Here is a 22316-nt window from a genome sequence, read left to right on the forward strand (position 1 = left end):
CATTCACCTTCCTGCGGGCAGCGCTCTAGGCCCGTTGCGGGGCGGCTTGCAAGCATGGAGGGCGCAAAACACGCCTGTTGCGAGCCGCTCTCAGGAAAAGGCCGCGTGGCAGGCGCGCAGCACCGGGCCGATGATGCCCGCCAGCCGCGCCTGACCGGCGCCGTCGCTCACCAGATCCTGCCGCATCTCGATGCCAAGATAGGGCCGCCCTCGGGCCTCGGCATGGCGGTTCATCGTCGCATTGAGCAGCTTGCCCGAATAGGGCTCCTGATCGCCGACCACCAGCCCGGCGGCGGCCAGCAGTGGGATGGCGATCCGCGCGCCGCGATCGTCCTGATTGTAGAGCACGCCGATGCCCCATGGGCGCGCCTCCTCGGGCCGGCTGCGCAATTGCGGCGTAAAACTGTGCAACGAGAGCAGGAACGGCCGATGCCCCTGCCCGGCCAGCGCGGCGACCTCGGCATGATAGGGATCGTAGAAGCGCACGAGACGGTCGGCGACTTCGGCGGTGCTGTTGCCCTCGATATGGTGGCCATCGCTATGCACCGGGACCAGCCCGGCCGAATCCGCCTCGCGATTATAATCGATCACAAGGCGCGAAACGCCGCCCAGAATGGCGCAGCACCCGCCCTGATCCACCAGCAGCCGCGCGACCTGCGCGACGCCGATGTCGACCGCGATATGCTCCTCCAGCACGGCAGCGGGCAGACCGAGATCGATATCCTCCGGCACATGATTGGAGGCGTGATCGGCGATGATCAGAATCGGTGCGGACGGATCGCCCAGGATTTGAAACGCAGCAGTCATGTCCATGGCCTAGCGCAGTTTGCGGCCGGCCAAAAGACCACGCGTTCAGCGCAGCAGGCTGGTCATCACCCACCAGTCGGGATGGTCGGCGATGATGCGGTCGGCGGCGGCGTCCCGCTCGGCCTCGCTCGCGAAAACGGCAAAGCAGGTCGCACCGGAGCCGGACATGCGGGCAATTTGGGGAAGCTGCGCGCGCAGCACCGCCAGCACGTCCTCGATTTCCGGCACTAGAGCCATAGCGCTCGCCGCCAGATCGTTGCGGCCCCGCGTCCATGCCAGCGGGTCCAGCGCGCCCCGGTCAATGCCGTCCCATCCGCCGAACACAGGCCCGGTCGGGCAGGCGATCAGCGGATTGACCAACAACACGGGCGTCTCCGCCAGATCGAGATCGATGATTTCCAGCCGGTCACCCACGCCCGACCCGAATACGGTGGCCGAGCCCAGGCATGCAGGCACATCGGCGCCCAGCGCCGAGGCGATGGCCGGGAAATCGATCTCCATCGGCCGCACGTCCCATAGCCGCACCAGCAGCCGAAGCGCAGCGGCGGCATCGGCCGAGCCGCCTCCGATGCCGGAAGCAACCGGCAGGTGCTTCTCGAGCAGCAGATCGGCGCCCAGATGGCCGCCAGTCACGGCTTGCAAGGCATGCGCCGCGCGCATCACCAAATTGCGCTCATCGGTCGGCAAGCCATCAGCGAACGGCCCCTCGATGCGCAACGCGATCTCGCCGTCCTCGCGGAGCGTGCCGCTCAGCCCGTCGCCATCCGCGCAAAAAGCGAACAGGCTTTCCAGTTCATGATAGCCGTCGGCGCGGCGCGCGCGGACATGAAGGGCAAGGTTGAGTTTGGCGTAGGCGGTTTCTCTGAGCACGGCCGCGCTCTTAGCCGCTCTGAACGCCGCTGTCTCGCCTACATATGCTGGCTGCGTGATAAGGGCACGCCGCGCACTCCGAGGGCGACGGGAACCATTCCGTCCGAAAACCGTCTCCCTATCGTCAAAACATTGTGTTGAAAGGGACCTCCATGCTCTGGACCATCATCGGTATTCTGATCGTTCTGTGGCTGCTTGGATTCGTCCTTCACGTCGGTGGCGGCCTGATCCACATCCTTCTGCTCATCGCGGGCGTGGTGTTCGTATTCCAGCTCATCACCGGTCGCCGATCTCTCTGATCGCGCCAATGATCGATGAACAAACGGGGCCTTGATCGGCCCCGTTTTTCTATGCGTCAGCGAGGGTATAGGCGCAGCTACATGTTCGGATAAGTCGGCCCGCCGCCGCCCTCGGGCGCCACCCAGTTGATATTCTGGGTCGGGTCCTTGATGTCGCAGGTCTTGCAGTGGACGCAGTTCTGCGCGTTGATCTGGAAGCGCGGATTTCCGGCGCCATCCTCCACCACCTCATAGACGCCCGCAGGGCAGTAGAGCCGGGCCGGCTCGTCATAGAGCGGCAGATTGTAGCGGATCGGCACGTCCGGGTCCTTGAGCTGCAGGTGGACCGGCTGATCCTCCTCATGATTGGTGCCCGAGAGGAAGACGGACGAGAGGCGGTCGAAACTGATCACCCCATCCGGCTTGGGATAGGCGATCTTGCGGACGGCATCCTTGCGCCAGAGCTTGGTATGATCGGCCTTGTTGCGCAGCGTGAACGGCAGCCCGATGCCAAGTGTGCGCATCCACATATCGATGCCGGCGAACAGCGTGCCTAAGATATTGCCGAACTTGGCAAGCGCCGGGCCGGCATTGCGCACCAGCTTCAGCTCCTTGACGATCCAGCTTTCGTCCAGCGCGGCTGGGTAGGCATCCAGTACATCGCCGGAACGATCCGCGGCGACCGCATCCGCCACGGCGTCGGCCGCCAGCATCGCGGATTTCATCGCTGTATGCGTGCCCTTGATGCGCGGCACATTCACAAAGCCGGCCGAGCAGCCGATCAGCGCCGCACCAGGCATCACCAGCTTTGGGATGGATTGCCAGCCGCCCTCATTGATAACCCGGGCGCCATAGGAGACGCGCTTGCCGCCTTCCAGCACCGCGCGGATGTCCGGATGCTGCTTCCAGCGCTGAAATTCCTCGAACGGGCTCAGATACGGGTTCTTGTAGCCCAGCCCGACCACGAAGCCGAGCGCCACCTGACCATTCGCCTGATGATACAGGAAGCCGCCCCCATAGGCATCGGTCAGCGGCCAGCCTTGCGTGTGGATCACCCGGCCGGGCACATGCTTGGCCGGATCGATATCCCACAATTCCTTGCAGCCCAGGCCATAGGTCTGCGGATCGCTGTCCGCTTCCAGATCGAAGCGGGCCTTGAGCTGCTTGGTGAGGTGGCCGCGCGCGCCTTCTGCGAACAGCGTGTAGCGGGCATGAAGCTCCAGCCCGGGCTGATAATCCGGCTTGCGACTGCCATCGCGGGCCACGCCCATGTCGCCGGTCGCGACTCCTTTCACGGCGCCATTCTCATCGTACAGGATCTCGGCGGCGGGGAAGCCGGGGAAGATTTCTACGCCCAGCCCCGCCGCCTGCTCGGCAAGCCAGCGACACAGCGAGCCCAGCGAGCCGGTATACGTGCCCTTATTGTGCATGAACCCCGGCGTCAGCAGATGCGGCACTGCGAATTTGCCCGAGCGGCTGAGCATCCAGTGATGGTTCTCGGTGACCGGTACCTGCGCCAGCGGGCAGTCGCTGGTCCGCCACTCGGGCAGCAGCTCATTGAGCGCCCGAGGATCGATCACTGCGCCGGAGAGAATATGCGCGCCGATCTCCGAGCCTTTTTCCAGCACGCAGACGCTGATCTCGCTGCCCGCCGCCTGGGCGCGCTGCTTGAGGCGGATCGCCGCGCTCAAGCCTGCAGGGCCTCCGCCTACGATCACCACGTCATAGGGCATGGATTCCCGTTCGGACATGTCTACCTCCCTATGCGGCGGACGTTCTGGAGTTCCGTCCGGTCGCCGCAATATTTTCACGCTTTACAGTCGCCAGCGATGCGGCAGAGTTGACCGCGCCGTCAACCTCTGTCTCTGTAAACCCATGGGTGAGCAGGACATGATGACGCCGGAGCAGGCGGCCTATGCCTATGCGCATTGGTGGCGGGAAGCGGGGCTGGACTGCGCCACCGACGAGGCGCCCCGACGCTGGCGGGATGGCGAACCCGTTCCATTCTGGCGACGCTCTTCCAACACAGCCAGTGGCGCAGCAGACGTTGCCGCGAGGCCGGCCGTTGATGCGCCTGCTGATGCGCCGGCGCCGCAGGCCGCCCCCGTGCAGACCCGTACGACGGATCAGGCGCCCAAGACGATGCCGGGAGATTTACCGGGCTTCCTCGAGTGGATTGCGCAGGATGCCGGCCAGCCGGAAGTCGACTGGCATGGCGAGCGGATCGCGCTCCCCGCCCTGCACGCGCCGCGCCTCGTTCTCCTCGTCGAGATGCCGGCCGCCGGTGCAACCGATCTGGCCCAGCTTCTCGAGCCGCAACAGCAGCGGTTCATCGCCTCGATCCTCGGCACGCTCGGCCTTGAGCCCGCACAGGCGCCCTGTCTGCCGCTGGCTCTGCGCCGTCCGCCGGGCGGTCATCTCGATGCCGCTTTGCTCCCCCAGCTCGCTGCGCGGATCAGCCGCTATCTCGATCTGGTCCAGCCGGGCGCGATCATCCTGCTGGGTGACCGGATCGGCCGTGCCATGCTCGGCGAGCGCTGGCGACCCGGCCTGGTGGAGCTTGAAAAGATTGACCTGCCGCATGGCAGCGTGGATACGGTCGCCCTCGCGGTGCCTGATCTGCTGATGAACCGGCCGCTTGCCAAGGCCAGAAGCTGGCAGAGCGTGCGTATGCTCCATGGATTGTTGACGCAATGAACAGGTCCCCTTCCCGATCCCGTGTGCGCCGGTCGCTGCTCATGGCCCTGTCGCTGTGCGCGCTCGCTGGCCCACTGGCGGTAGCCCAGCCGGCGGCGGCAGCCTCCGCCATCCCGACGCCGAGCCAGGATGAGCAAGGCCGATATGGCGCCATTCTCGCCATGCTGGAGGGCAAGCGCTGGGACGAGGCGCGCAGTGCCATTCTCGGCCTCTCCGAGGCGGACAGTATGCGCCCGCATCTGCTTGCCGAGCTGTATCTCGCCAAGGATAGCCCCCGCGTCGAGCTGTTCGACCTGCTCGACCTGCTGCACAAGACGCCCAACCTTCCGCAGAACGACCGCATCGCCTCGCTGGCCCGTAAGCGGGGCGCGCAGACGCTGCCGGACCGGCCGGCCACGCGCCAACTCATGTGGACCGGCACCTCACCCCAGCGGCAGATGCTCCGCTCCGTGAAGGGCGATGCCGCAGCCGATCAGCTGCGCGGCACGCTGCTCCAGTACATCAAGGACGATCAGCCCAATCAGGGCGAGGCCCTGCTCGCCTCCGCCGAGGCCGGGCTCGGCATGGATGGCCGCACCGAATTGCGTCAGCGCCTCGCCTGGTCCTATTTCATCTGCGGCGATACCGCCAATGCCCGCCGCATGGGCGCGCTGGCCGTCAATGGCGGCACCGGCGAATTCGTGGCACCGTCTTACTGGGTGATGGGCCTCGCCGCCTGGCGCGAGAAGCAATGGGCTGCCGCCGCCGACTCTTTCTATCATGCCGCGATGAGCACGTCCGACGCGGACCTGCGCAGCCGCAGCTATTTCTGGGCGGCGCGCGCCATGATGGCCGACCGCAAGCCCGAGCGGGTCAATGCCCTGCTGCGCAGCGCGGCGCGCGATGAAGAGAGCTTCTACGGCCTGCTGGCCCGCGAAACGCTCGGCCTCGGCTTCAGCACCGCGCTCAAGCGCGAGAATGTGTCGTCGCAGGATTGGTCACTGCTCGCGGGCAGCGGCAATGTCCGCAACGCCGTGATCCTCGCTACTCTGGGCCGGAGCGCGCAGGCCGATGCCGTGCTACGCCACGAAGCGGCGCTGAGCGACGACACGCGCTATAGCGCACTCGTGCATCTCGCCAGCGACCTCTCGTTGCCGACCACCCAGCTCTGGCTCGCGCAACGCTCGCCAAGCGGGCGCAAGTCAGCCGCTTATGCGCGCTATCCGCGCCCGGAATGGTCACCGAGCAATGGCTGGCAAGTCGAGCGCGCGCTGGTCTTCGCGCACGCCCTGCAGGAATCCCGCTTTCAGACCGATGCACGCAGCCCAGCCGATGCACGCGGCTTGATGCAGGTCCTGCCGGGCACGGGCGCGCAGCTTGCCCGCTCCAGCGGCATGGCCGTTACGCCCGATCAGCTTTACGATCCGGCCGTCAGCCTCGCGCTCGGCCAGGCCTATCTGCGCAAGCTCAGCCAGATGCCGGCCACGGGCGGACTGCTGCCCAAGGTCGTCGCAGCCTATAATGCCGGCCCCACCCCCATCGAGCGCTGGAACGTGCAGATCCGTGATGAGGGCGATCCGCTGCTGTTCATCGAATCCGTGCCTTATTACGAGACCCGCGCCTATCTGAACGCCGTGCTGCGCAATTACTGGATCTACCAGATGGACGAGCAAGGCGGCCGCTCCCCGGCACTCTCGGCCATGGCGCAGGGCCTGTGGGTCCGCTTCCCGGATGGCAGCAAGGACGTCGCCGTCCGCGTCACCCCGCACGGGACTGCCGCCGGTGCCTATTGACGAGAGCCGCGTCTTCATCCCGGTTCAGATCGCCCTGCTCACCATCTCCGACACGCGGACGCTGGCAGACGACCGATCCGGCGATACGCTCGCCGAGCGGGTTACCGCTGCCGGCCATGTGCTGAAGGCCCGCGAGATCAGCAAGGATTCGGTCGAGACGATCCTCGGGCACCTCCACCGCTGCATCGATGACCCGCAGATCGATGTCATCCTCACCACCGGCGGCACCGGCGTGACCGGGCGCGACGTGACCCCCGAAGCGCTGGAAAAGGTGCAGGACAAGGCCATCCCAGGCTTTGGCGAACTATTCCGCTGGCTCAGCTTCCAGTCGATCGGCACCTCGACCATCCAGTCCCGCGCCTGCGCCTGCGTGGCGCGCGGCACCTACATCTTCGCCCTGCCCGGCTCGACGGGCGCGGTGAAGGACGGGTGGGACCAGATTCTGGTCCACCAGCTCGACAGCCGCTTTCGGCCGTGCAACTTCGTGGAATTGATGCCGCGGTTGTTGGAAAAATAGGCGCAAGCGACCCACATCCCGTTCGTGTCGAGCGAAGTCGAGACACATAAGCGCCGTGCTAGACGTGTCTCGACTTCGCTCGACACGAACGCGGAGTTGGGGGGGCGGCCTGATTTTCCGCCCCTACGCCTCAATAAGCGCGGCCGACCAGAACCCGCTCCACAGCCTTCTCGCCGGTGAAGATGCACGTCCCGCTCGCCGGCGCCGCATCCATTGGCACGTTGCGCAGCGTCAGCTTCTCGCCCTTCAGCCAAGCGACCACCTTGTCCAGCGCCGCGCCGGTGGGCTTGCTCCATTCGACTTCGACCCAGCCGGGCTTGTCGCCGCCGAACGCACCCGCCAGCGCCGTCAGCTCGCTCACGTCGCGGCGGATGTTCGCCTCCAGCCGCGCGCGCGCCTCGCTGTGCAGCGTGTCCTGAACCGCGCGGAGCATATCCGCGACCGCCCCCACGAAAGCATCCCGCGCCATGACCTCGCTCGCCAGCTTGCCCGCCTCATTATAGAGCCGGTCCCGCCGCACGACCGAAACATTGCCGCCCGCCACATCGCGCCCGCCTACCTCGACGATGATCGGCGCGCCCTTCTTCACCCAGCCCCAGCGCTTGGGGGCGGCCTTGATCGGCTTCTTGTCGAACAGCACCCGCAGCGGCTCGCGGAACACGTCAACCGCGCCCAGATCCTTGGCGAGCGCGGCGCAATAATCGATAACCGCCGCATCCTCGTCCGTGTCGCGCAGCATCGGCACGATCACCACCTGATGCGGGGCGATCATCGGCGGGCAGCGCAGTCCGTCGTCATCGCCATGGACCATGATGACGCCACCGATCATGCGGGTCGACACACCCCAGCTCGTGGTGTGGCACAGGGCCTGCTGGCCATCCTGATTCTGGTACTGAATGCCCGCCGCCTTGGCGAAGCCCGTGCCCAGATAATGCGAGGTGCCGGCCTGCAACGCCTTGCCATCCTGCATCATCGCCTCGATGGAATAAGTCGCGACCGCGCCGGGGAAGCGCTCATTCTCCGGCTTTTCGCCCGCGACGACCGGCATGGCCAGCTCTGTTTCCGCAAAGTCACGGTACATTTCGAGCGCGCGCATCGTCTCGGTCCGTGCATCGGATTCGTCGGCATGGGCGGTGTGCCCTTCCTGCCAGAGGAACTCGCTGGTACGCAGGAACATGCGGGTGCGCATCTCCCAGCGCACGACATTGGCCCACTGGTTGGTGAGCAGCGGCAGATCGCGCCAGCTCTGCACCCAGCGCGCCATCGCCTTGCCGATCACCGTCTCGGACGTGGGGCGCACGACTAGGGGCTCCTCCAGCTTGCTATCCGGATCGGTCTGCAGCTTCCCGTCGATATTCTTGAGGCGATGATGGGTGACCACCGCCATTTCCTTGGCGAACCCTTCGACATGGTCCGCTTCCTCGGCGAAGAAAGAGAGCGGGATGAACAGCGGGAAATAGCAGTTCTCCACCCCAGCTGCCTTGATGCGCGCATCCATCAGCTTCTGGATGCGCTCCCAGATGCCATAGCCCCACGGACGGATGACCATGCACCCGCGCACGCCGCTTTCCTCGGCCAGATCGGCCTCGCTGATCACGGCCTGATACCAGGCAGCGAAATCCTTGGCTCGGGTGACGGGCAACGCGTGCTTGATGTTGGACAATGTCTGGCTTCCGGGATTTGGATTGGGAATTGCGGCGGTGTTTATTTGGCGGTCTTTAGTGGCGGCGCGAAAAAATACCAAGGTGTTCGCGCAGGAACGCCCGGCGACGACCGGGAACTTTCCCTGACCTCACTCGTCCCGTCTCCAATGGCCCACTTCTCGTCGATGATTCGCACTATGCCCCGCCGCACCCGGATCATCGCGATGATCGCGGCCGCGCTGCTGGTTCTGCTTCTGGCCCTGTTGGTACTAGCTGCAACCTTCCCCGCTTCCTGGTTCAAGGATGCCGCCGAGCGGCGCCTGTCCGACCAGATCGGCACCAAAGCCACCATCGGATCGATGACGCGGGAAAGCGCATTTTCGTTCAGCCCCGTGATTCAGGTGCGGGATATCCGTGTGCCCCAGCCGGCCTGGGCCGGCGAAGGCGATCTGGCGCGGATCGAGGCGTTGCGGTTGCGTCTGCCCGTGATCGGACTGCTGCTCGGGCGCGGCGGGCCGCAGTTGCTCTCCGCCCGTGGCGTGCGGCTGACGCTGGTGCGCGACGAGAATCGCCGCAAGAGCTGGGACGCGCTCGGCAGCAAATCGAATAAGGACGACCAGGGCAGCTCGGAAACGCCTTTGGTCCGTGTCGATGACGCTGTGATCGATTATCGCGATGCCTTCCAGAAGCGTCAGTTCAAGGTCAATCTGTCGGTCGATCCGCAGCAAGGCCTGCGTGGCACCGGCACCGGCACCGTCGAAGGGGAACCGGTCACGCTGCGCCTCACCGGCGCACCGATGCGCGCTGGCCAGAGCTGGCCCTTCGATGCGCGCATCATGGGGGACGCCCTCACCATGCACGCGCGCGGCACGATGGCCGGACCGATGCGCACGGACGACATGACGTTCAAGGTCTCCGCCCGTGCCGGCACGCTCAAACTGGTGGACCGGATCATCGAGGCGGGACTGTTCGGCACGCAGCCGGTCGATATCGCTGCCAATGTCCAGCGGCGCGATGGCGTGTGGAGCGTGGCCGATCTGGGCGGCACCGTCGGCCGTAGCCGGTTCACGGGCGCGCTCACGGTTCGCAAGGTGGATGGCCGCACCAAGCTGGATGGCGAGGCGCGCTTCAGCCAGCTCGATTTCGAAGATCTGGCCGACGACAAGGGCAATGCGCAGGCAGTCGCGCTGGAGCGGGCGCAGGGCCAGCGGCTGGTGCCCAACACGCGGATCAATATCCGCAAGATCGACAAGACGGACGGGCGCATATCGGTGCGCGTCGACCGGATTTTGGGCGGGCGGCGCCCCTCCTCCCTCACCAATGCCAGCGCGGTGCTGAATCTTGATAACCGCATCCTCACCGTCGATCCGCTGCGCATCGGCCTGACGCAAGGCGTGATGACCGGGCGGGCCGTAGTCAATCAGCGGGAGGGCCAGCCCAAGCCGACGGTCACGCTGGCGCTCGACATGCGCAACAGCAGCATCGCAGCGCTTGCGGGCGGGGACGGCAACAGCGAGGGCGACGTGCAGGGCCGCGTGGATGCCCGCGCGCGCCTGACCGGCGTGGGCGACACGATCCGCGAGGCTGTCGGGCAATCGAACGGAACCGTAGGCGCAGTCACCCGCGGCGGATCGATGCCGGCGCGGTTGGCCGGCCTGCTCGGCTTCGACATAGGCAAGGGCCTGTTTGCGGACGAGGACGGGCGGGAAGCGCTGCGCTGCGGTGTGGTCCTGCTCGATATGCGGGGCGGACGCGGCGTTGTGCGCACCTTGGTCGTCGACACGCCGGTCAGCCAGTCACGTGGCACCGGCACAGTCAGCTTCCCCGCCGAACGTCTCGAACTGACCCTCAAGGGCCTCGCCAAGAACGAACATGCGCTGCAGCTGCCCGGCAATGCCCATCTGCGGGGCACATTGCGCAATCCCGATCTGGTCGTGCCGGAAAACACGCGCTCGGTAGGCAACATCCTGAAGGCAGTCGGTCGAGCGATCGGTGGTCGCGCGGAAACCGCACCGGATGCCAATTGCGCGGCGCTGATCGCTCGGACCGTGGGCCGTTAAGGCGCAGCCATCCCGACCGCGCCAGATTGGTCAGCCGCCCAGCTTGTCAATCTTGGCGTTGAGCGCGGCGAGTTGTGCCTTGAGCTCGGACACTTCATCGGCAGAGTCGCCAGCCTTCGCGGGTGCGGCAGGTGCAGCGGGCTTGAAGGCGTTTGCTGCGGCGTTGAGCATTTCCATGTTGCGCTTGGCGATCTCGGCGAAGGGCCCGCCGGCGAATGCGCCCTGCATGGCTTCCTGGAATTGCTGCTGGTTCTTGCGGAATGCTTCCATGCTCGCCTCAAGATATTGCGGCACCATGGACTGCATCGAGTCGCCGTAGAGCGAAATGAGCTGGCGGAGGAAGCTGACCGGCAGCATGTTCTCGCCGCGCTGCTCTTCTTCCATGATGATCTGGGTGAGGACATTGTGCGTGATATCCTCGCCGGACTTGGCATCGACCACCACGAAATCACGCCCCTCGCGCGTCATCTGCGAGAGCAATTCAAGTGTGATATAGCTGGAGGTTTCCGTGTCATAGAGACGCCGATTGGCGTACTTCTTGATGACAATGGTCCCTGATTCGCCACCTGATTTCGATCGTGCCATAGATGATGCTCCACCCTCCGTTGGGCGCAACATAGCATCGTTTCTTTCTGCACCGCAACATGGGCCGCGTCCGCTGCCGCTGTTTCTTTCCATATTGTGGCAGGTGACGGCACAAGATGCCCAATTACGGCGCAAGGCATTGACGGGATTGCGCCGTTTTCAGACAGCATCGCGACCTGCGCCGAGTGACCTGCCGGAAATTGCTGCGCAAAGTGGCCGCGCGGCTTTGCTCACGCGAAACGGCAATGCACAACGCAGCATGAGGGGCGCTGGCGGAGACCGGGCGCCGGTCATCCTCATCCCGTCGCTGATCAACCCGCCCCACGTCCTCGACCTCTCCGAACAGCGCTCCTTGCTGCGCTATCTTGGACAGCAGGACCATAATGCCCTGCTGCTGGACTGGGGGACGCCGGATGAAGGCGAGCGCGACGTCGATCTGGCCGATCATGTCGAGCGCCTGCTGCTACCCCTGTTGCAGCAACTGGATCGCCCGCCCCTGCTCGTCGGCTATTGCCTGGGCGGGACGCTTGCCATCGGCGCGGCTTCGCGGCTGCAGGCGCTGGGCAAGCCGGTCGCCGCCGTCGCGACCATCGCGGCGCCGTGGGACTTTTCCGCTTATGACGGCCCCTTTCAGTCCCAGCTTGCCGAAATCTGGGCCAAGGCCAAGCCCGGCTGCGAGGCGCTGGGCCTTGTTCCGATGGAAGTGTTCCAGACCGGCTTCTGGTCGCTCGATCCCGATCGTACCATTCGCAAATATGCCGCCTTCGCCGAGATGGAGGCTGACAGTCCGGCCTTCGAGGCCTTCATCGCGCTTGAGGACTGGGCCAATGAAGGCGCACCGCTGACGCTGGCGAGCGGACGGGACCTTGCCGAGCGCTGCTATGGCGCCAATATGACAGCGAGCGGTCAATGGTCCATCTACGGCACCGTCGCGGACCCGCAAGCGCTGGGCTGCCCGACGCTCGCAATCGCCTCGACCACGGACCGGATCGTGCCCGCCTCCGCCGTGCCACCTGCGGCGGAACGGATCGACCTTGCGCTCGGCCATGTCGGCATGATGATCGGCAGCCGTGCCGAAGCGCAACTTTGGAGAGGATTGAGCGACTGGCTTTCGCGCTGTGGCGGCTGATGCTAGAGGCCGGGCACGAGAGAGCAACCTGCGCCCCTGGCGCCGCAATCGAGGGACTTGCCAATCCATGACCGATATCGTCATCACCGCCGCCAAGCGCACGCCGGTCGGCAGCTTTCTGGGCAGCTTCGCCAACACCCCCGCGCATGAACTCGGTCGCGTTGCCATCGTCGCGGCACTGGAGCAGGCCGGCGTCTCCCCCGATGAGGTGAACGAGCTGATCTTCGGCCAGGTGCTCACCACGGCGCAGGGCCAGAACCCGGCACGGCAGGCAGCGGTGAACGCCGGCATCCCGATCGACCGCACGGCAATCACCATCAATCAGGTCTGCGGCTCGGGCCTGCGCGCCGTCGCGCTCGCCGCGCAGGCGATCCGCTGCGGCGATGCCAGCATCATGGTGGCCGGCGGTCAGGAGAATATGTCCCTCTCGCCCCACGCCCAGATGATGCGCGCGGGCACCAAGATGGGACCGATCACGCTGGTCGACACCATGGTCAATGACGGCCTGACCGATGCCTTCAATGGCTACCACATGGGCATCACGGCGGAGAATCTTGCCGAAAAGTACGGCATCACCCGCGAAGAGCAGGACGCGTTCGCAGCGGCCAGCCAGAACAAGGCGGAAGCTGCCCGCGCCGCGGGTCGCTTTGCCGACGAGATCGCGCCCGTCACGGTCAAGGGCCGCAAGGGCGACACCATCGTCGATGCCGACGAGTATATCCGCGCCGGCGCCACCGTTGAGGCGATGGCGGGACTGCGCGCTGCGTTCAAGAAGGACGGCACAGTCACCGCCGGCAATGCCAGCGGCGTGAACGATGGCGCCGCGGCGCTGGTGCTGATGACCGCCGAAGAGGCCGCCCGTCGCGGCGCGCCGGTGCTGGCGCGCATCGCCAGCTGGGCGACCTGCGGGGTCGATCCCTCGATCATGGGCATCGGCCCGGCCCCGGCCAGCCGCATCGCGCTGGACAAAGCCGGCTGGTCGCTCGCCGACCTCGATCTGATTGAGGCGAACGAGGCCTTCGCGGCGCAGGCGCTCTCGGTCGGCAAGGAACTGGGCTGGAATCCGGACATCGTGAACGTGAACGGCGGCGCCATCGCGCTTGGTCACCCCATCGGCGCCTCGGGCGCGCGAGTGCTCACCACGCTGCTCTACGAACTCGCTCGCCGCGACGGCAAGAAGGGGCTCGCAACGCTCTGCATCGGCGGCGGCATGGGCATCGCCATGTGCGTCGAACGCTAAGCCACGCATATCCTCATCACAGGCGCCAGCTCTCGCACGGGCTGGCGCCTTTTTAATGGCCACGGCGCCTGACTGAAGATTGCTCTGACAGACCGTCAGCCCCGCGCCCCGACAGCTATAAATCGGCAGCGAAGGCCGAAAATTAGGCGCTTTCGGGTTGTCCTCCTGCCGCAATGTCTGGATAAGGTGGACAGACCTTTTGAGGATCGCCAGATCCTGATCGCCATCGGATCGTCAATCACCTGCCGACGGACCACGGGAGCTGCGGATTTTTGTTGCTGATACTCGCCTTGCTGCCATTTCTTGGCGCGTTGCTGTTGGCGATACTCAGCGGCACCAGCCGAAACCTTCAGGCGTGGATTGCTGCCGGCACGACCGGCGCGGCGCTCGCTATCCTCATCGCGCTCATGCCGGCCGCTCTCGCCGGGCAGACGCCGACGATGCAGATCGACTGGGTGCCGGCCCTCGGCCTATCCTTGGGGTTCTTCCTCGATCCTTTGGGCGCGATGTTCGCGGGGCTGATCCTCGGCATCGGCCTGCTCATCATCGTCTACGCCCGTTTCTATCTGGCAGCGAAAGACCCGATGGGGCGCTTTCTGGCCTTTCTGCTGCTGTTCCAGGGCGCCATGCTGGGCATCGCCCTCTCCGACAATGTGCTGCTGCTGCTCGTCTTCTGGGAAATGACGAGCCTCTCCTCCTTCCTGCTGATTGGCTTCTGGCGCGATAGAGCCGAGGCCCGGCAGGGCGCCCGCATGGCGCTGGTGGTGACGGGCGGCGGCGGGCTGGCGCTCATCGCCGGGCTGTTGCTGCTGAGCAGCATTGCCGGCTCCACCGATATCCGCACCATACTCGCCAGCAGTGACCTGATTCAGGCCTCGCCGCTCTATCCGGTCGCGCTGGTGCTCATCCTGCTCGGTTGCTTCACCAAGTCCGCGCAATTCCCGTTCCACTTCTGGCTGCCGCACGCCATGGCGGCACCCACGCCGGTCAGCGCCTATCTCCATTCCGCGACGATGGTGAAGGCCGGCGTCTTCCTGATCGCGCGCCTGTGGCCGGCGCTGGCGGGTACGGATCTGTGGTTCTATCTCGTCGCGACGACTGGCCTCGTCACCATGCTGATCGGCGCCGCCATCGCGCTATTCAAGACCGACCTCAAGGCCATCCTCGCTTATTCGACCGTCAGCCATCTCGGGCTGCTGACGATGCTCTTTGGCTTTGGTACCGGCACGGCGGCGATGGTCGGCGTCTTCCACATCCTGAACCACGCGATCTTCAAGGCGGCGCTGTTCATGAATGCCGGCATTGTCGACCATGAGGCTGGCACGCGGGATATCCGCCGGCTGGGCGGCCTCGCCACGCTGATGCCGATCACCGCGACGCTGGGCATGATCGCGGCGGGATCGATGGCCGGCCTGCCTCCCTTCAACGGCTTCCTATCCAAGGAAATGATGCTCGACGAGGCGGCGCATACCGCCTGGCTGGGGATGGGCTGGCTGGTGCCAGCCATCGCGGTGGTCGCCGCGACGCTCTCGGTCGCTTATGCGCTGCGCTACGCTTTCCAGGTCTATCTGGGCCGCCAGCGCGATGACTATCCCCATGCGCCGCATGATCCGCCCTTCGGCCTTTGGGCGCCCTCTGGGCTGCTCGTCCTTCTGGTCATCCTCGTTGGCCTGTTCCCCGCCACGCTGACGACATGGCTCGTGCAACCGGTCGCCGATACCGTCACCGCAGGCAGCGCCGGGACATTCGCGCCGGCCCTCTGGCATGGCGTGAATGCTGCTCTGCTGATGAGCCTGTTTGCCGTGGCGGTGGGCGCGCTGATGCTCTGGCGGTTCGGCCTCGCCGAGCGCATCTGGCAAGCGCTCCCACTGCCGGAAGCCAAGCGCCTGTTCGACGGCGGGATTGCGACGCTGGTGGACGCCGCCCGCGGCTTCACCCATGCCGTGCACAATGGTTCGCTGCAACGGCAGCTTGCGCTGATCTTCGTGCTTGCCATTGCGCTGGCGATTGAGGGGGTGCTGGTCGGCGGCGGCAGCGGCACCGGTCCGCGCGCGACGCTGCCGGCCTCGCCGCTCGCTATCATCGGCTGGCTGCTGCTGGTCGGCGCGACGGTGGCGGTCGTCATCTCCCAGCGCGAGCGTTACCTCACGCTTGTCTTTATCAGCGTCATCGGCCTCATCGTCTCGCTCGGTTTCGTCTATCTCTCCGCGCCCGATCTCGCCCTGACCCAGATTTCCGTCGAGACGGTCACGATCCTGCTGCTGCTGCTGGCGCTCAACCTGCTGCCCAAGAAGCCCGCCCGGCTCTCCAGCAATGGACTGCGGCTGCGGGACGGCTTGCTCGGCCTGGTGGGGGGCACCGTGGCCGGGCTCGGGGCGTGGGCCGTGCTCACCCGCGAGCCCAATCAGCCCATCTCGACCTTCCACTGGGAGAACAGCTATTCGGGCGGTGGCGGCACCAATGTCGTGAACGTGACGCTGGTGGATTTCCGCGCCTTCGACACCTTCGGCGAGATCATCGTGCTCGGCATTGCCGCGCTGACCATCTTCGCCCTGCTGCAGCCCGCGACGCGCGGCGCGGCCGGCGCGCGGTTGCGGGCCTGGCTCCCGGACCTCATTCGCTCGCCCGAACGGCACCCGATGATGTTCGTCGTCGCCACGCGCCTCCTGCTGCCGCTTGCGATGATGGTCGGCATCTACATCTTCCTGCGCGGGCATAATCTGCCGGGCGGCGGTTTCATCGCCGGGCTCATCATCTCCATTGCCGTGCTGATGCAATATATGGCGTCGGGCTTCGAATGGGCCGAACAGCGCCGCAAGTTCGACGAGCATCTGATGATCGGCCTCGGGGTCATCATCGCCGCGCTTACGGGCATCGGCTCGCTCGTCTTCGGCGCGCCGTTGTTCACCAGTGCCTTTGGCTATGTCACCCTGCCCGTCATCGGCACCTTCGAGCTGGCGACCGCCATGCTGTTCGACATCGGCGTGGCGATGACCGTGATCGGCGCGGTCATGCTCGCGCTGGCCGAACTCAGCCACATCGCCCAGCGCGCCGACAAGGAAGATCATAGCGACGACGCGCCCATGGATGTCGACCCCGCGCGCAACCGGGAGGCGAAGGCATGATCAGCATGGAAATGCTCGTCGCCAGCGCCATCGGCATCCTCACGGCGGCCGGCATCTACCTGTGCCTGCGCGGCCGCACTTTTCCGGTGGTGCTCGGCCTCGCCATGCTGTCCTACGCCATCAACGTGTTTCTATTCGCGATGGGGCGGCTGGTCGTGGACCGCCCGCCGATCTATGAGAAAGGCATTACGGATTATACGGACCCGCTGCCGCAGGCGCTGGTCCTCACCGCCATCGTTATCGCCTTTGGCATGACGGCGCTGGTGGTGGTCCTTTCCCTGCGCAGCTTCCTCGAGACGGGCACCGACCAGGTCGACGGCAAACCGGATGACGAGCCGGAGGACATCGTGCCATGACCGCGCTGATCGCCGCCCCCCTGCTGTTGCCCGCGCTCATGGCCGCAGCGACGCTGATCTTCATGCGCCGCCACCGCTGGATCGGCGCGGCGATTTCCATTGCCGGCGCGACCGGCCTTCTCGCCCTCGCTGTGTATCTGCTGAGCGTCGCCAGCTGCGGCACGATCTCCGTCTACGCACTGGGTGACTGGGCTGCGCCCTTCGGCATCGTGCTGGTGCTGGATCGGCTCTCGGCGATGATGCTGCTGATCACCGCTCTGCTCGCCCTGCCCGTCTTGTGCCACGCGGTGCTGACCGGGCTGGACCGCAAGGGCTGGCACTTCCACCCGCTGTTCCAGTTCCAGTTGCTCGGCATCAACGGCGCGTTCCTGACAGGCGACCTGTTCAACCTCTTCGTCTTTTTCGAGGTCTTGCTGATCGCCTCCTACGGCCTGATGCTCCACGGCCAGGGCCCGGAGCGGCTGAAAGCCGGCGTGCAATATGTAATCGTCAACCTCATCGGCTCGACGCTGTTCCTTTTCGCGATCGGGCTGCTCTACGGCATCACCGGCACGCTCAACATGGCGGACATGGCCACCCGCATCCCGGCGCTGCCGGCGGCCGATCAGGGCCTGCTGCGCGCCGGCGCGCATCTGCTGACGCTGGTCTTTGCACTCAAGGCGGCCCTGCTGCCACTGCAACTCTGGCTGCCGCGCACCTATGCCGGCACCTCCGCGCCCGTGGCGGCTTTGTTCGCCGTCATGACCAAGGTCGGCGCTTATGCGATCATCCGGACATCCTCGCTGATCTTCGGCGATCAGGCCGGCGCGGCGGCATGGGCGCCGGAGGTGTGGATGATGCCGGCCGCACTGGCGACGATGGTGATCGGTTTTGCCGGCCTGCTGGCGGCGCGCTCCCTGCGCGATCTTGCCGCATTCGGCCTGCTCGGCTCCACTGCGACATTGCTGGTCGCCATTGCGGCGTTCGACCGCACGGTGCTGACGGCGGGACTTTATTATCTGGCGCACACGACATTGGCTGCGGCCTTGCTCTTCCTCGTCGTCGATCTCATCCGGCTGCGGCGCGGTCGTTACGGCGACACGATCGTCCCCTCCCCACGCTTTGCCGGCATCGAGCCACTGTCCGCGCTCTACCTGCTGGCGGCCATGGCCCTGGCCGGCCTCCCGCCGCTTTCCGGCTTCATCGGCAAATTGCTGATCCTGCAGGCGACATTGGCGGACCCTTGGGCGGCGTGGATCTGGGCGGTCATTCTCGGCACCACACTCCTCGCCATTCTCGGCCTCGCCCGCGCCGGCGGCGCCATCTTCTGGAAGAGCGCGGCGCACCCCGACAATCCCCGGGAAGATGCCGCGACGGCAAAGCTCGATGCGCGTCTGGTCGAGATGTTGCCCGCCTGCGCCTTGCTCGCGACGCTGGTCGTGCTCACCGTCGCGGCGGGGCCGGTCGCGCGCTACATGGACGCAACGGCCCAGCAGCTCTTCGCGCCGACGCACAACATTGAGGCCGTTCTCGGCCCGGCAGCTGGAGGGTGAGGCAATGCTGACCAAGCTCTTCCCCCATCCCGGCCTAACGGTGATGCTGCTCATCGTCTGGATCCTGATCCAGAACAGCCTGACGGCCGGCGGCTTTCTCCTCGGCCTTCTTCTGGCCACCGTCATTCCGGTCTTTACTGCGCCATTCTGGCCCAATCGCCCACGCCTGCGCTTTGGCTGGGCGATGCTCGATTATCTCGGGATCGTGCTCTACGATATTGTCGTGGCGAACTTCCATGTCGCCAAGCTCATCCTGTTCCGGCGCAACCGTGATCTGAATTCCCGCTGGATGACCATCCCGCTCGACCTGCATTCGGCAGAAGCCATCACCGTGCTGGCCGGCACCATCAGCCTCACGCCCGGCACCGTCTCTGCCGACGTGTCCGCGGACGGGCGCTATCTGCTCGTCCACACGCTCGACACGGGCGATGTCGCGCACGAGATTGCCCATATCAAGGCGCGCTATGAGGCCCGGCTGCAGAGGATTTTCCGATGATCGCGCTCGCGCTGACCTTCGCCTTCGCCTGCATCGCGCTGGCCGTGCTGCTCAACCTCTACCGGCTGCTGCGCGGCCCGACGCGGTGCGACCGGATATTGGCGCTGGATACCATGGTGATTAACGCCATCGCGCTGATCGTGCTGTTCGGCATCTACGAAACCAGCACCACCTATTTCGAGGCGGCGCTACTCCTCGCAATGGTCGGCTTCGTCGGCACGGTGGCTTACTGCAAGTTCCTCCTGCGCGGCGACATTGTGGAGTAAGCCATGGCAGTGATCGCAGAAATCCTGATCGCCGCTCTCATCGTCCTCGGTGGCGCCTTCGCGCTGATCGGAAGCTGGGGCCTTGCCCGGTTGCCCAGCCTGATGACGCGGCTGCACGGCCCGACCAAGGCAACCACCCTCGGTGTCGGAAGCTGCCTCGTGGCATCCATGGTCTACTTTCCGTTCCAGGACGGCACCTGGTCGGCCCACGAACTGCTCATCACTCTGTTCCTGTTCATCACGGCGCCGGTGTCCGCCAACCTCATTGCCAAGGCGCATCTGCACCGGCAGCGGACCAATACCGACGTGGAGCCAATGGACGGTGTACGGGATGCCTTGCCTGAGCCGGGCGGCGATACCGAATGGGCGACATTCGGCGTCGATCGGCCGGAGGGCCGCTGAGCTATGGGTTTCGCTGCATGAATCCGGACGACGAGACGCCCGGCGGCCTTCTCCACTGGCTGCGCGAACGGCTGCATATCGTCATCGGCGCGGGCGGTCTGATCGCCTGGCTGGTCATGCTGTGGCTGATGTTCGGCGACGTCCTCTGACCATCGATCCGGCGCGCCCCTAGCCCCGGGCGGCCAGTTGGTCTAGCATCGGGCCATGACAGGACTCTCACCGACCGAAATCGGGATCGTGGAGCATCTTAGGAGACGACAGGCGGACATGGCGGCGCAAGTCGTCGACTGGGCGCAGGTCAACTCAGGCAGCCGCAATCTCGCCGGGCTGGAGCAGATGCGCCAGCATATCGCGGCCCGACTGACGGAGATTGCCGATACGGTCGCAACCGTTGCGCCAGAGCCCGCTGAAACGCTGGATGAGGCAGGCCGCACCGTTGCGCTCGCTCATGGCGCCAATCTGCTCGCCCGCAAGCGTGTCGCCTGCGCCCGCCGCATGATCCTCACCGGGCATATGGATACGGTCTTCCCGCCCGATCACCCGTTCCAGATCTGTCGCCTGATCGAAGACGACCGCCTCAACGGCCCCGGCACCGCCGATATGAAAGGCGGGCTCCTCGTGATGATCGAGGCGCTGGCTGCGCTGGAGGCAGCGAATGCCATTCCCGATTTCGGCTGGGATGTGGTGGTCAATGCCGATGAGGAAGTGTCCTCGCTGGGGTCGGCAGCGCTGCTGCGCGAGACGGCGCGGCGCTGCCAGACCGGCATGACCTTCGAGCCTTCCGTCACGGTGGATGGCACGCTGGCGAGCGCCCGGCGGGGCAGCGGCAATTTCACCGCCGCCTTGACCGGCCGATCCGCCCATGCCGGCCGCAATCCGCTGGATGGCCGCAATGCCGTGGTGACCGCAGCCGATCTCGCGGTGCGGCTGGATGCGCTCAAGCACGAGATCGAGGGGCTTTCCGTCAATGTCGCGCGTCTGTCCGGCGGCGGCGCCAACAATGTCGTGCCCGATCGGGCGCTGCTGAGCTGGAACATGCGGCCCGTGGACCTGGCCGGCCAGCAGGTCGCCGAGCAGGCTATCGCCCGGATCATTGCGCAGGTCAGTGCGGATCATGGCGTGACGATCGCGCTCGCAGGCCGCTTTGCGCGACCGCCCAAGCCCTTCGACGCGAAGCATCAGGCGCTGTTCGGCTTGGTCCGGGAGACCGGCGCGGACCTGGGCCTCGCCATCGACTGGCAGCCAAGCGGCGGCGTCTGCGATGGCAACAACATCGCCGCCCAGAATGTCGCGGTGGTGGACACGATGGGCGTGCGCGGGGGCGCCATCCATACCGATGAGGAGTTCATGATCCTGAGTTCACTGAGCGAACGCGCCGCGCTTGCCGCCATCACCATGCTGCGGATCGCGCAAGGACGGCTCGACCACGCCCTCGGTTCCGCGCCGGATATGGCAGGGGTCGCCCATGACTGACGGCTCTTTCAACAACTGGTTCGTCCGCCCTGCAACGACCGCGGATATCGACGCCATCTACACGCTCGCCGGCCAGACCGGGCCGGGCTTCACCAATCTGCCTCATGATCGCGAGGCCCTGTTCGCACGCCTGGAACGATCCCAGCGCAGCTTTGAGGCGCAGTTGAGCCAGCCCGATGATGAGCTGTACATGTTCGCGCTGGAAGAAGTTGGCACCGAGCGGATCGGCGGAACGGCGCTCATCTTCTCCAGCGTCGGCACCAAGAAGCCCTTTTATTCCTATAAGCTCACCCGCCTCTCGCAGCATTCGCGCCAGCTGGACCGGATCGTCACGACGAACGTGCTCAATCTGGTGAACGACTTTGCCGGCGCGAGCGAGGTTGGCGGCCTGTTTCTGGTACCCGAACTGCGGCGCAGCGGGCTTGGTGTGCTGCTCGCGCGCAGCCGCTATCTGTTCATGGCCATGCACCGCGCGCGCTTCGGCCAGCAGGTGCTCACCGAATTGCGGGGCTGGCAGGAGCCCGAAGGCGTCTCGCCATTTTGGGAAGGGCTGACCCGGCGTTTCTTCGACCTGGAGTTCGCCGATGCCGACCGCTTCCACGCCCTCAACGGCAACCAATTCATCGCCGACCTCATGCCCAAGCACCCGATCTACACCACCCTGCTGCCACCCGAGGCGCAGGCAGCTATCGGCAAGCCGCACGCCAGCGGCGCTGCGGCCATGAAGCTGCTCGCGGCCGAGGGCTTCCGCTATGATGGCTATGTCGATCTGTTCGACGCCGGGCCAACCATGCAGGCCGATGTCGATGATTTGCGGGCAGTGAAGGAAAGCCGCGAGGCGGCTGCCTTCAGCGATGCACCTGCATCTCAGACCCAGGCCCGCCCGATGTTGCTGGCCGCCGGAGATTTGCTGGATTTCCGCGCCTGGCGCGCCGCCGGGCAGATCGATACCGAAGGAGAGCGCCTGACCCTGCCAGCGGATGCGATGGCGCTCGGCCGCCTGAGCGAGGGCGCAACGGCCCGTTATCTGACGACCGACTGACCGAACAGACCAGAGACGAAACGAGC

Annotated in this window: 21 protein-coding genes; 16 read left to right on the plus strand and 5 right to left on the minus strand. The window is 65.8% G+C overall.

Annotated features, from left to right (window positions below):
• Positions 1–90 precede the first annotated feature (90 nt).
• Both M2335_RS10785 and M2335_RS10790 read right to left on the minus strand, forming a co-directional pair.
• A complete protein-coding gene (locus M2335_RS10785) occupies positions 91–807 on the minus strand; it encodes an N-formylglutamate amidohydrolase (protein WP_264594677.1) in 717 nt (238 codons plus the stop codon).
• A 45-nt stretch (positions 808–852) separates the two neighbouring features.
• Positions 853–1677, minus strand: a complete 825-nt coding sequence (locus tag M2335_RS10790; RefSeq protein ID WP_264594678.1) for a 4-(cytidine 5'-diphospho)-2-C-methyl-D-erythritol kinase — start codon at positions 1675–1677, stop codon at positions 853–855.
• A gap of 152 nt (positions 1678–1829) precedes the next feature.
• On the opposite strand from M2335_RS10790, the gene M2335_RS10795 reads away from it, so the two are divergent.
• Positions 1830–1976, plus strand: coding sequence for a lmo0937 family membrane protein (locus tag M2335_RS10795; protein ID WP_181559368.1), 147 nt, complete (start codon positions 1830–1832; stop codon positions 1974–1976).
• Between the two features lie 77 nt (positions 1977–2053).
• On the opposite strand, the gene M2335_RS10800 is transcribed toward M2335_RS10795, so the two are convergent.
• Positions 2054–3706: an electron transfer flavoprotein-ubiquinone oxidoreductase gene (locus tag M2335_RS10800; protein ID WP_264594679.1), complete on the minus strand. Its 1653-nt coding sequence runs from the start codon at positions 3704–3706 to the stop codon at positions 2054–2056.
• Positions 3707–3845: 139 nt separating this feature from the next.
• Here M2335_RS10800 and M2335_RS10805 point away from each other — a divergent pair, with 139 nt between their 5' ends.
• Genes M2335_RS10805 through moaB form a run of 3 tightly spaced genes read left to right on the plus strand, consistent with a single transcriptional unit; the run spans position 3846 to position 6941 of the window.
• Positions 3846–4652: a hypothetical protein gene (locus M2335_RS10805; RefSeq protein WP_264594680.1), complete on the plus strand. Its 807-nt coding sequence runs from the start codon at positions 3846–3848 to the stop codon at positions 4650–4652.
• Positions 4649–6424, plus strand: a complete 1776-nt coding sequence (locus M2335_RS10810; protein WP_264572582.1) for a lytic transglycosylase domain-containing protein — start codon at positions 4649–4651, stop codon at positions 6422–6424. Before M2335_RS10805 ends, M2335_RS10810 begins: the two co-directional genes overlap by 4 nt.
• On the plus strand, positions 6414–6941 hold the full coding sequence (gene moaB / locus M2335_RS10815) for a molybdenum cofactor biosynthesis protein B (protein ID WP_264594681.1): 528 nt from the start codon (positions 6414–6416) through the stop codon (positions 6939–6941). Before M2335_RS10810 ends, moaB begins: the two co-directional genes overlap by 11 nt.
• A gap of 130 nt (positions 6942–7071) precedes the next feature.
• Here moaB and M2335_RS10820 read toward each other — a convergent pair whose 3' ends face one another.
• On the minus strand, positions 7072–8595 hold the full coding sequence (locus M2335_RS10820; protein WP_264595402.1) for a proline--tRNA ligase: 1524 nt from the start codon (positions 8593–8595) through the stop codon (positions 7072–7074).
• Positions 8596–8781: 186 nt separating this feature from the next.
• Between M2335_RS10820 and M2335_RS10825 the strand changes: the two genes are divergently transcribed.
• Positions 8782–10644, plus strand: a complete 1863-nt coding sequence (locus M2335_RS10825; protein WP_264594682.1) for an AsmA family protein — start codon at positions 8782–8784, stop codon at positions 10642–10644.
• Positions 10645–10674: 30 nt separating this feature from the next.
• Here the strand turns inward: M2335_RS10825 and phaR are convergent, their stop codons facing one another.
• Positions 10675–11229: a polyhydroxyalkanoate synthesis repressor PhaR gene (gene phaR / locus M2335_RS10830; RefSeq protein WP_181559362.1), complete on the minus strand. Its 555-nt coding sequence runs from the start codon at positions 11227–11229 to the stop codon at positions 10675–10677.
• Positions 11230–11488: 259 nt separating this feature from the next.
• Here phaR and M2335_RS10835 point away from each other — a divergent pair, with 259 nt between their 5' ends.
• The 11 genes from M2335_RS10835 to M2335_RS10885 all read left to right on the plus strand — a co-directional run bounded on the left by M2335_RS10835 (position 11489) and on the right by M2335_RS10885 (position 22290).
• Positions 11489–12358, plus strand: coding sequence for an alpha/beta fold hydrolase (locus M2335_RS10835; protein WP_319801196.1), 870 nt, complete (start codon positions 11489–11491; stop codon positions 12356–12358).
• A gap of 67 nt (positions 12359–12425) precedes the next feature.
• Positions 12426–13598, plus strand: a complete 1173-nt coding sequence (locus M2335_RS10840) for an acetyl-CoA C-acetyltransferase (RefSeq protein ID WP_264594684.1) — start codon at positions 12426–12428, stop codon at positions 13596–13598.
• 275 nt (positions 13599–13873) lie between these two features.
• Positions 13874–16723, plus strand: a complete 2850-nt coding sequence (locus M2335_RS10845) for a monovalent cation/H+ antiporter subunit A (RefSeq protein WP_264594685.1) — start codon at positions 13874–13876, stop codon at positions 16721–16723.
• Positions 16724–16728: 5 nt separating this feature from the next.
• Entirely contained in the window at positions 16729–17079 is a 351-nt protein-coding gene (locus M2335_RS10850) for a Na+/H+ antiporter subunit C (RefSeq protein WP_181561385.1), read from the plus strand.
• A complete protein-coding gene (locus M2335_RS10855; RefSeq protein WP_264594686.1) occupies positions 17076–18611 on the plus strand; it encodes a monovalent cation/H+ antiporter subunit D in 1536 nt (511 codons plus the stop codon). Before M2335_RS10850 ends, M2335_RS10855 begins: the two co-directional genes overlap by 4 nt.
• A gap of 4 nt (positions 18612–18615) precedes the next feature.
• A complete protein-coding gene (locus M2335_RS10860) occupies positions 18616–19107 on the plus strand; it encodes a Na+/H+ antiporter subunit E (protein ID WP_181559358.1) in 492 nt (163 codons plus the stop codon).
• Positions 19104–19373 carry a K+/H+ antiporter subunit F gene (locus M2335_RS10865; RefSeq protein ID WP_264570039.1) on the plus strand — a complete coding sequence of 90 codons (270 nt, stop codon included), beginning with the start codon at positions 19104–19106 and terminating at the stop codon, positions 19371–19373. Before M2335_RS10860 ends, M2335_RS10865 begins: the two co-directional genes overlap by 4 nt.
• 3 nt (positions 19374–19376) lie before the next feature.
• Positions 19377–19775: a Na+/H+ antiporter subunit G gene (locus M2335_RS10870; protein WP_264594687.1), complete on the plus strand. Its 399-nt coding sequence runs from the start codon at positions 19377–19379 to the stop codon at positions 19773–19775.
• Positions 19776–19792: 17 nt separating this feature from the next.
• The gene (locus M2335_RS10875) at positions 19793–19924 is read left to right on the plus strand and encodes a hypothetical protein (RefSeq protein ID WP_264594688.1); all 132 of its coding nucleotides are present in this window, start codon (positions 19793–19795) and stop codon (positions 19922–19924) included.
• Positions 19925–19979: 55 nt separating this feature from the next.
• Complete coding sequence (locus M2335_RS10880; RefSeq protein ID WP_264594689.1) at positions 19980–21248, plus strand: hydrolase; 1269 nt, start codon at positions 19980–19982, stop codon at positions 21246–21248.
• Positions 21241–22290, plus strand: a complete 1050-nt coding sequence (locus M2335_RS10885) for an arginine N-succinyltransferase (RefSeq protein ID WP_264594690.1) — start codon at positions 21241–21243, stop codon at positions 22288–22290. Before M2335_RS10880 ends, M2335_RS10885 begins: the two co-directional genes overlap by 8 nt.
• The last annotated feature ends 26 nt before the right edge of the window (positions 22291–22316 follow it).

Source organism: Sphingobium sp. B12D2B (assembly GCF_025961775.1).
GTDB lineage: Bacteria > Pseudomonadota > Alphaproteobacteria > Sphingomonadales > Sphingomonadaceae > Sphingobium.

Excerpts from the sequence above, each read along its gene's own strand:
- M2335_RS10840 (WP_264594684.1), top strand. The coding sequence starts at position 12,426 with ATGACCGATATCGTCATCACCGCCGCCAAGCGCACGCCGGTCGGCAGC.
- M2335_RS10880 (WP_264594689.1), top strand. The coding sequence starts at position 19,980 with ATGACAGGACTCTCACCGACCGAAATCGGGATCGTGGAGCATCTTAGG.
- M2335_RS10850 (WP_181561385.1), top strand. The coding sequence starts at position 16,729 with ATGGAAATGCTCGTCGCCAGCGCCATCGGCATCCTCACGGCGGCCGGC.
- M2335_RS10795 (WP_181559368.1), top strand. The coding sequence starts at position 1,830 with ATGCTCTGGACCATCATCGGTATTCTGATCGTTCTGTGGCTGCTTGGA.
- M2335_RS10835 (WP_319801196.1), top strand. The coding sequence starts at position 11,489 with ATGAGGGGCGCTGGCGGAGACCGGGCGCCGGTCATCCTCATCCCGTCG.
- M2335_RS10855 (WP_264594686.1), top strand. The coding sequence starts at position 17,076 with ATGACCGCGCTGATCGCCGCCCCCCTGCTGTTGCCCGCGCTCATGGCC.
- M2335_RS10865 (WP_264570039.1), top strand. The coding sequence starts at position 19,104 with ATGATCGCGCTCGCGCTGACCTTCGCCTTCGCCTGCATCGCGCTGGCC.
- M2335_RS10810 (WP_264572582.1), top strand. The coding sequence starts at position 4,649 with ATGAACAGGTCCCCTTCCCGATCCCGTGTGCGCCGGTCGCTGCTCATG.
- M2335_RS10825 (WP_264594682.1), top strand. The coding sequence starts at position 8,782 with ATGCCCCGCCGCACCCGGATCATCGCGATGATCGCGGCCGCGCTGCTG.
- M2335_RS10870 (WP_264594687.1), top strand. The coding sequence starts at position 19,377 with ATGGCAGTGATCGCAGAAATCCTGATCGCCGCTCTCATCGTCCTCGGT.
- phaR (WP_181559362.1), bottom strand. The coding sequence starts at position 11,229 with ATGGCACGATCGAAATCAGGTGGCGAATCAGGGACCATTGTCATCAAG.
- M2335_RS10785 (WP_264594677.1), bottom strand. The coding sequence starts at position 807 with ATGACTGCTGCGTTTCAAATCCTGGGCGATCCGTCCGCACCGATTCTG.
- M2335_RS10860 (WP_181559358.1), top strand. The coding sequence starts at position 18,616 with ATGCTGACCAAGCTCTTCCCCCATCCCGGCCTAACGGTGATGCTGCTC.
- M2335_RS10805 (WP_264594680.1), top strand. The coding sequence starts at position 3,846 with ATGATGACGCCGGAGCAGGCGGCCTATGCCTATGCGCATTGGTGGCGG.
- M2335_RS10875 (WP_264594688.1), top strand. The coding sequence starts at position 19,793 with ATGAATCCGGACGACGAGACGCCCGGCGGCCTTCTCCACTGGCTGCGC.
- M2335_RS10885 (WP_264594690.1), top strand. The coding sequence starts at position 21,241 with ATGACTGACGGCTCTTTCAACAACTGGTTCGTCCGCCCTGCAACGACC.
- M2335_RS10800 (WP_264594679.1), bottom strand. The coding sequence starts at position 3,706 with ATGTCCGAACGGGAATCCATGCCCTATGACGTGGTGATCGTAGGCGGA.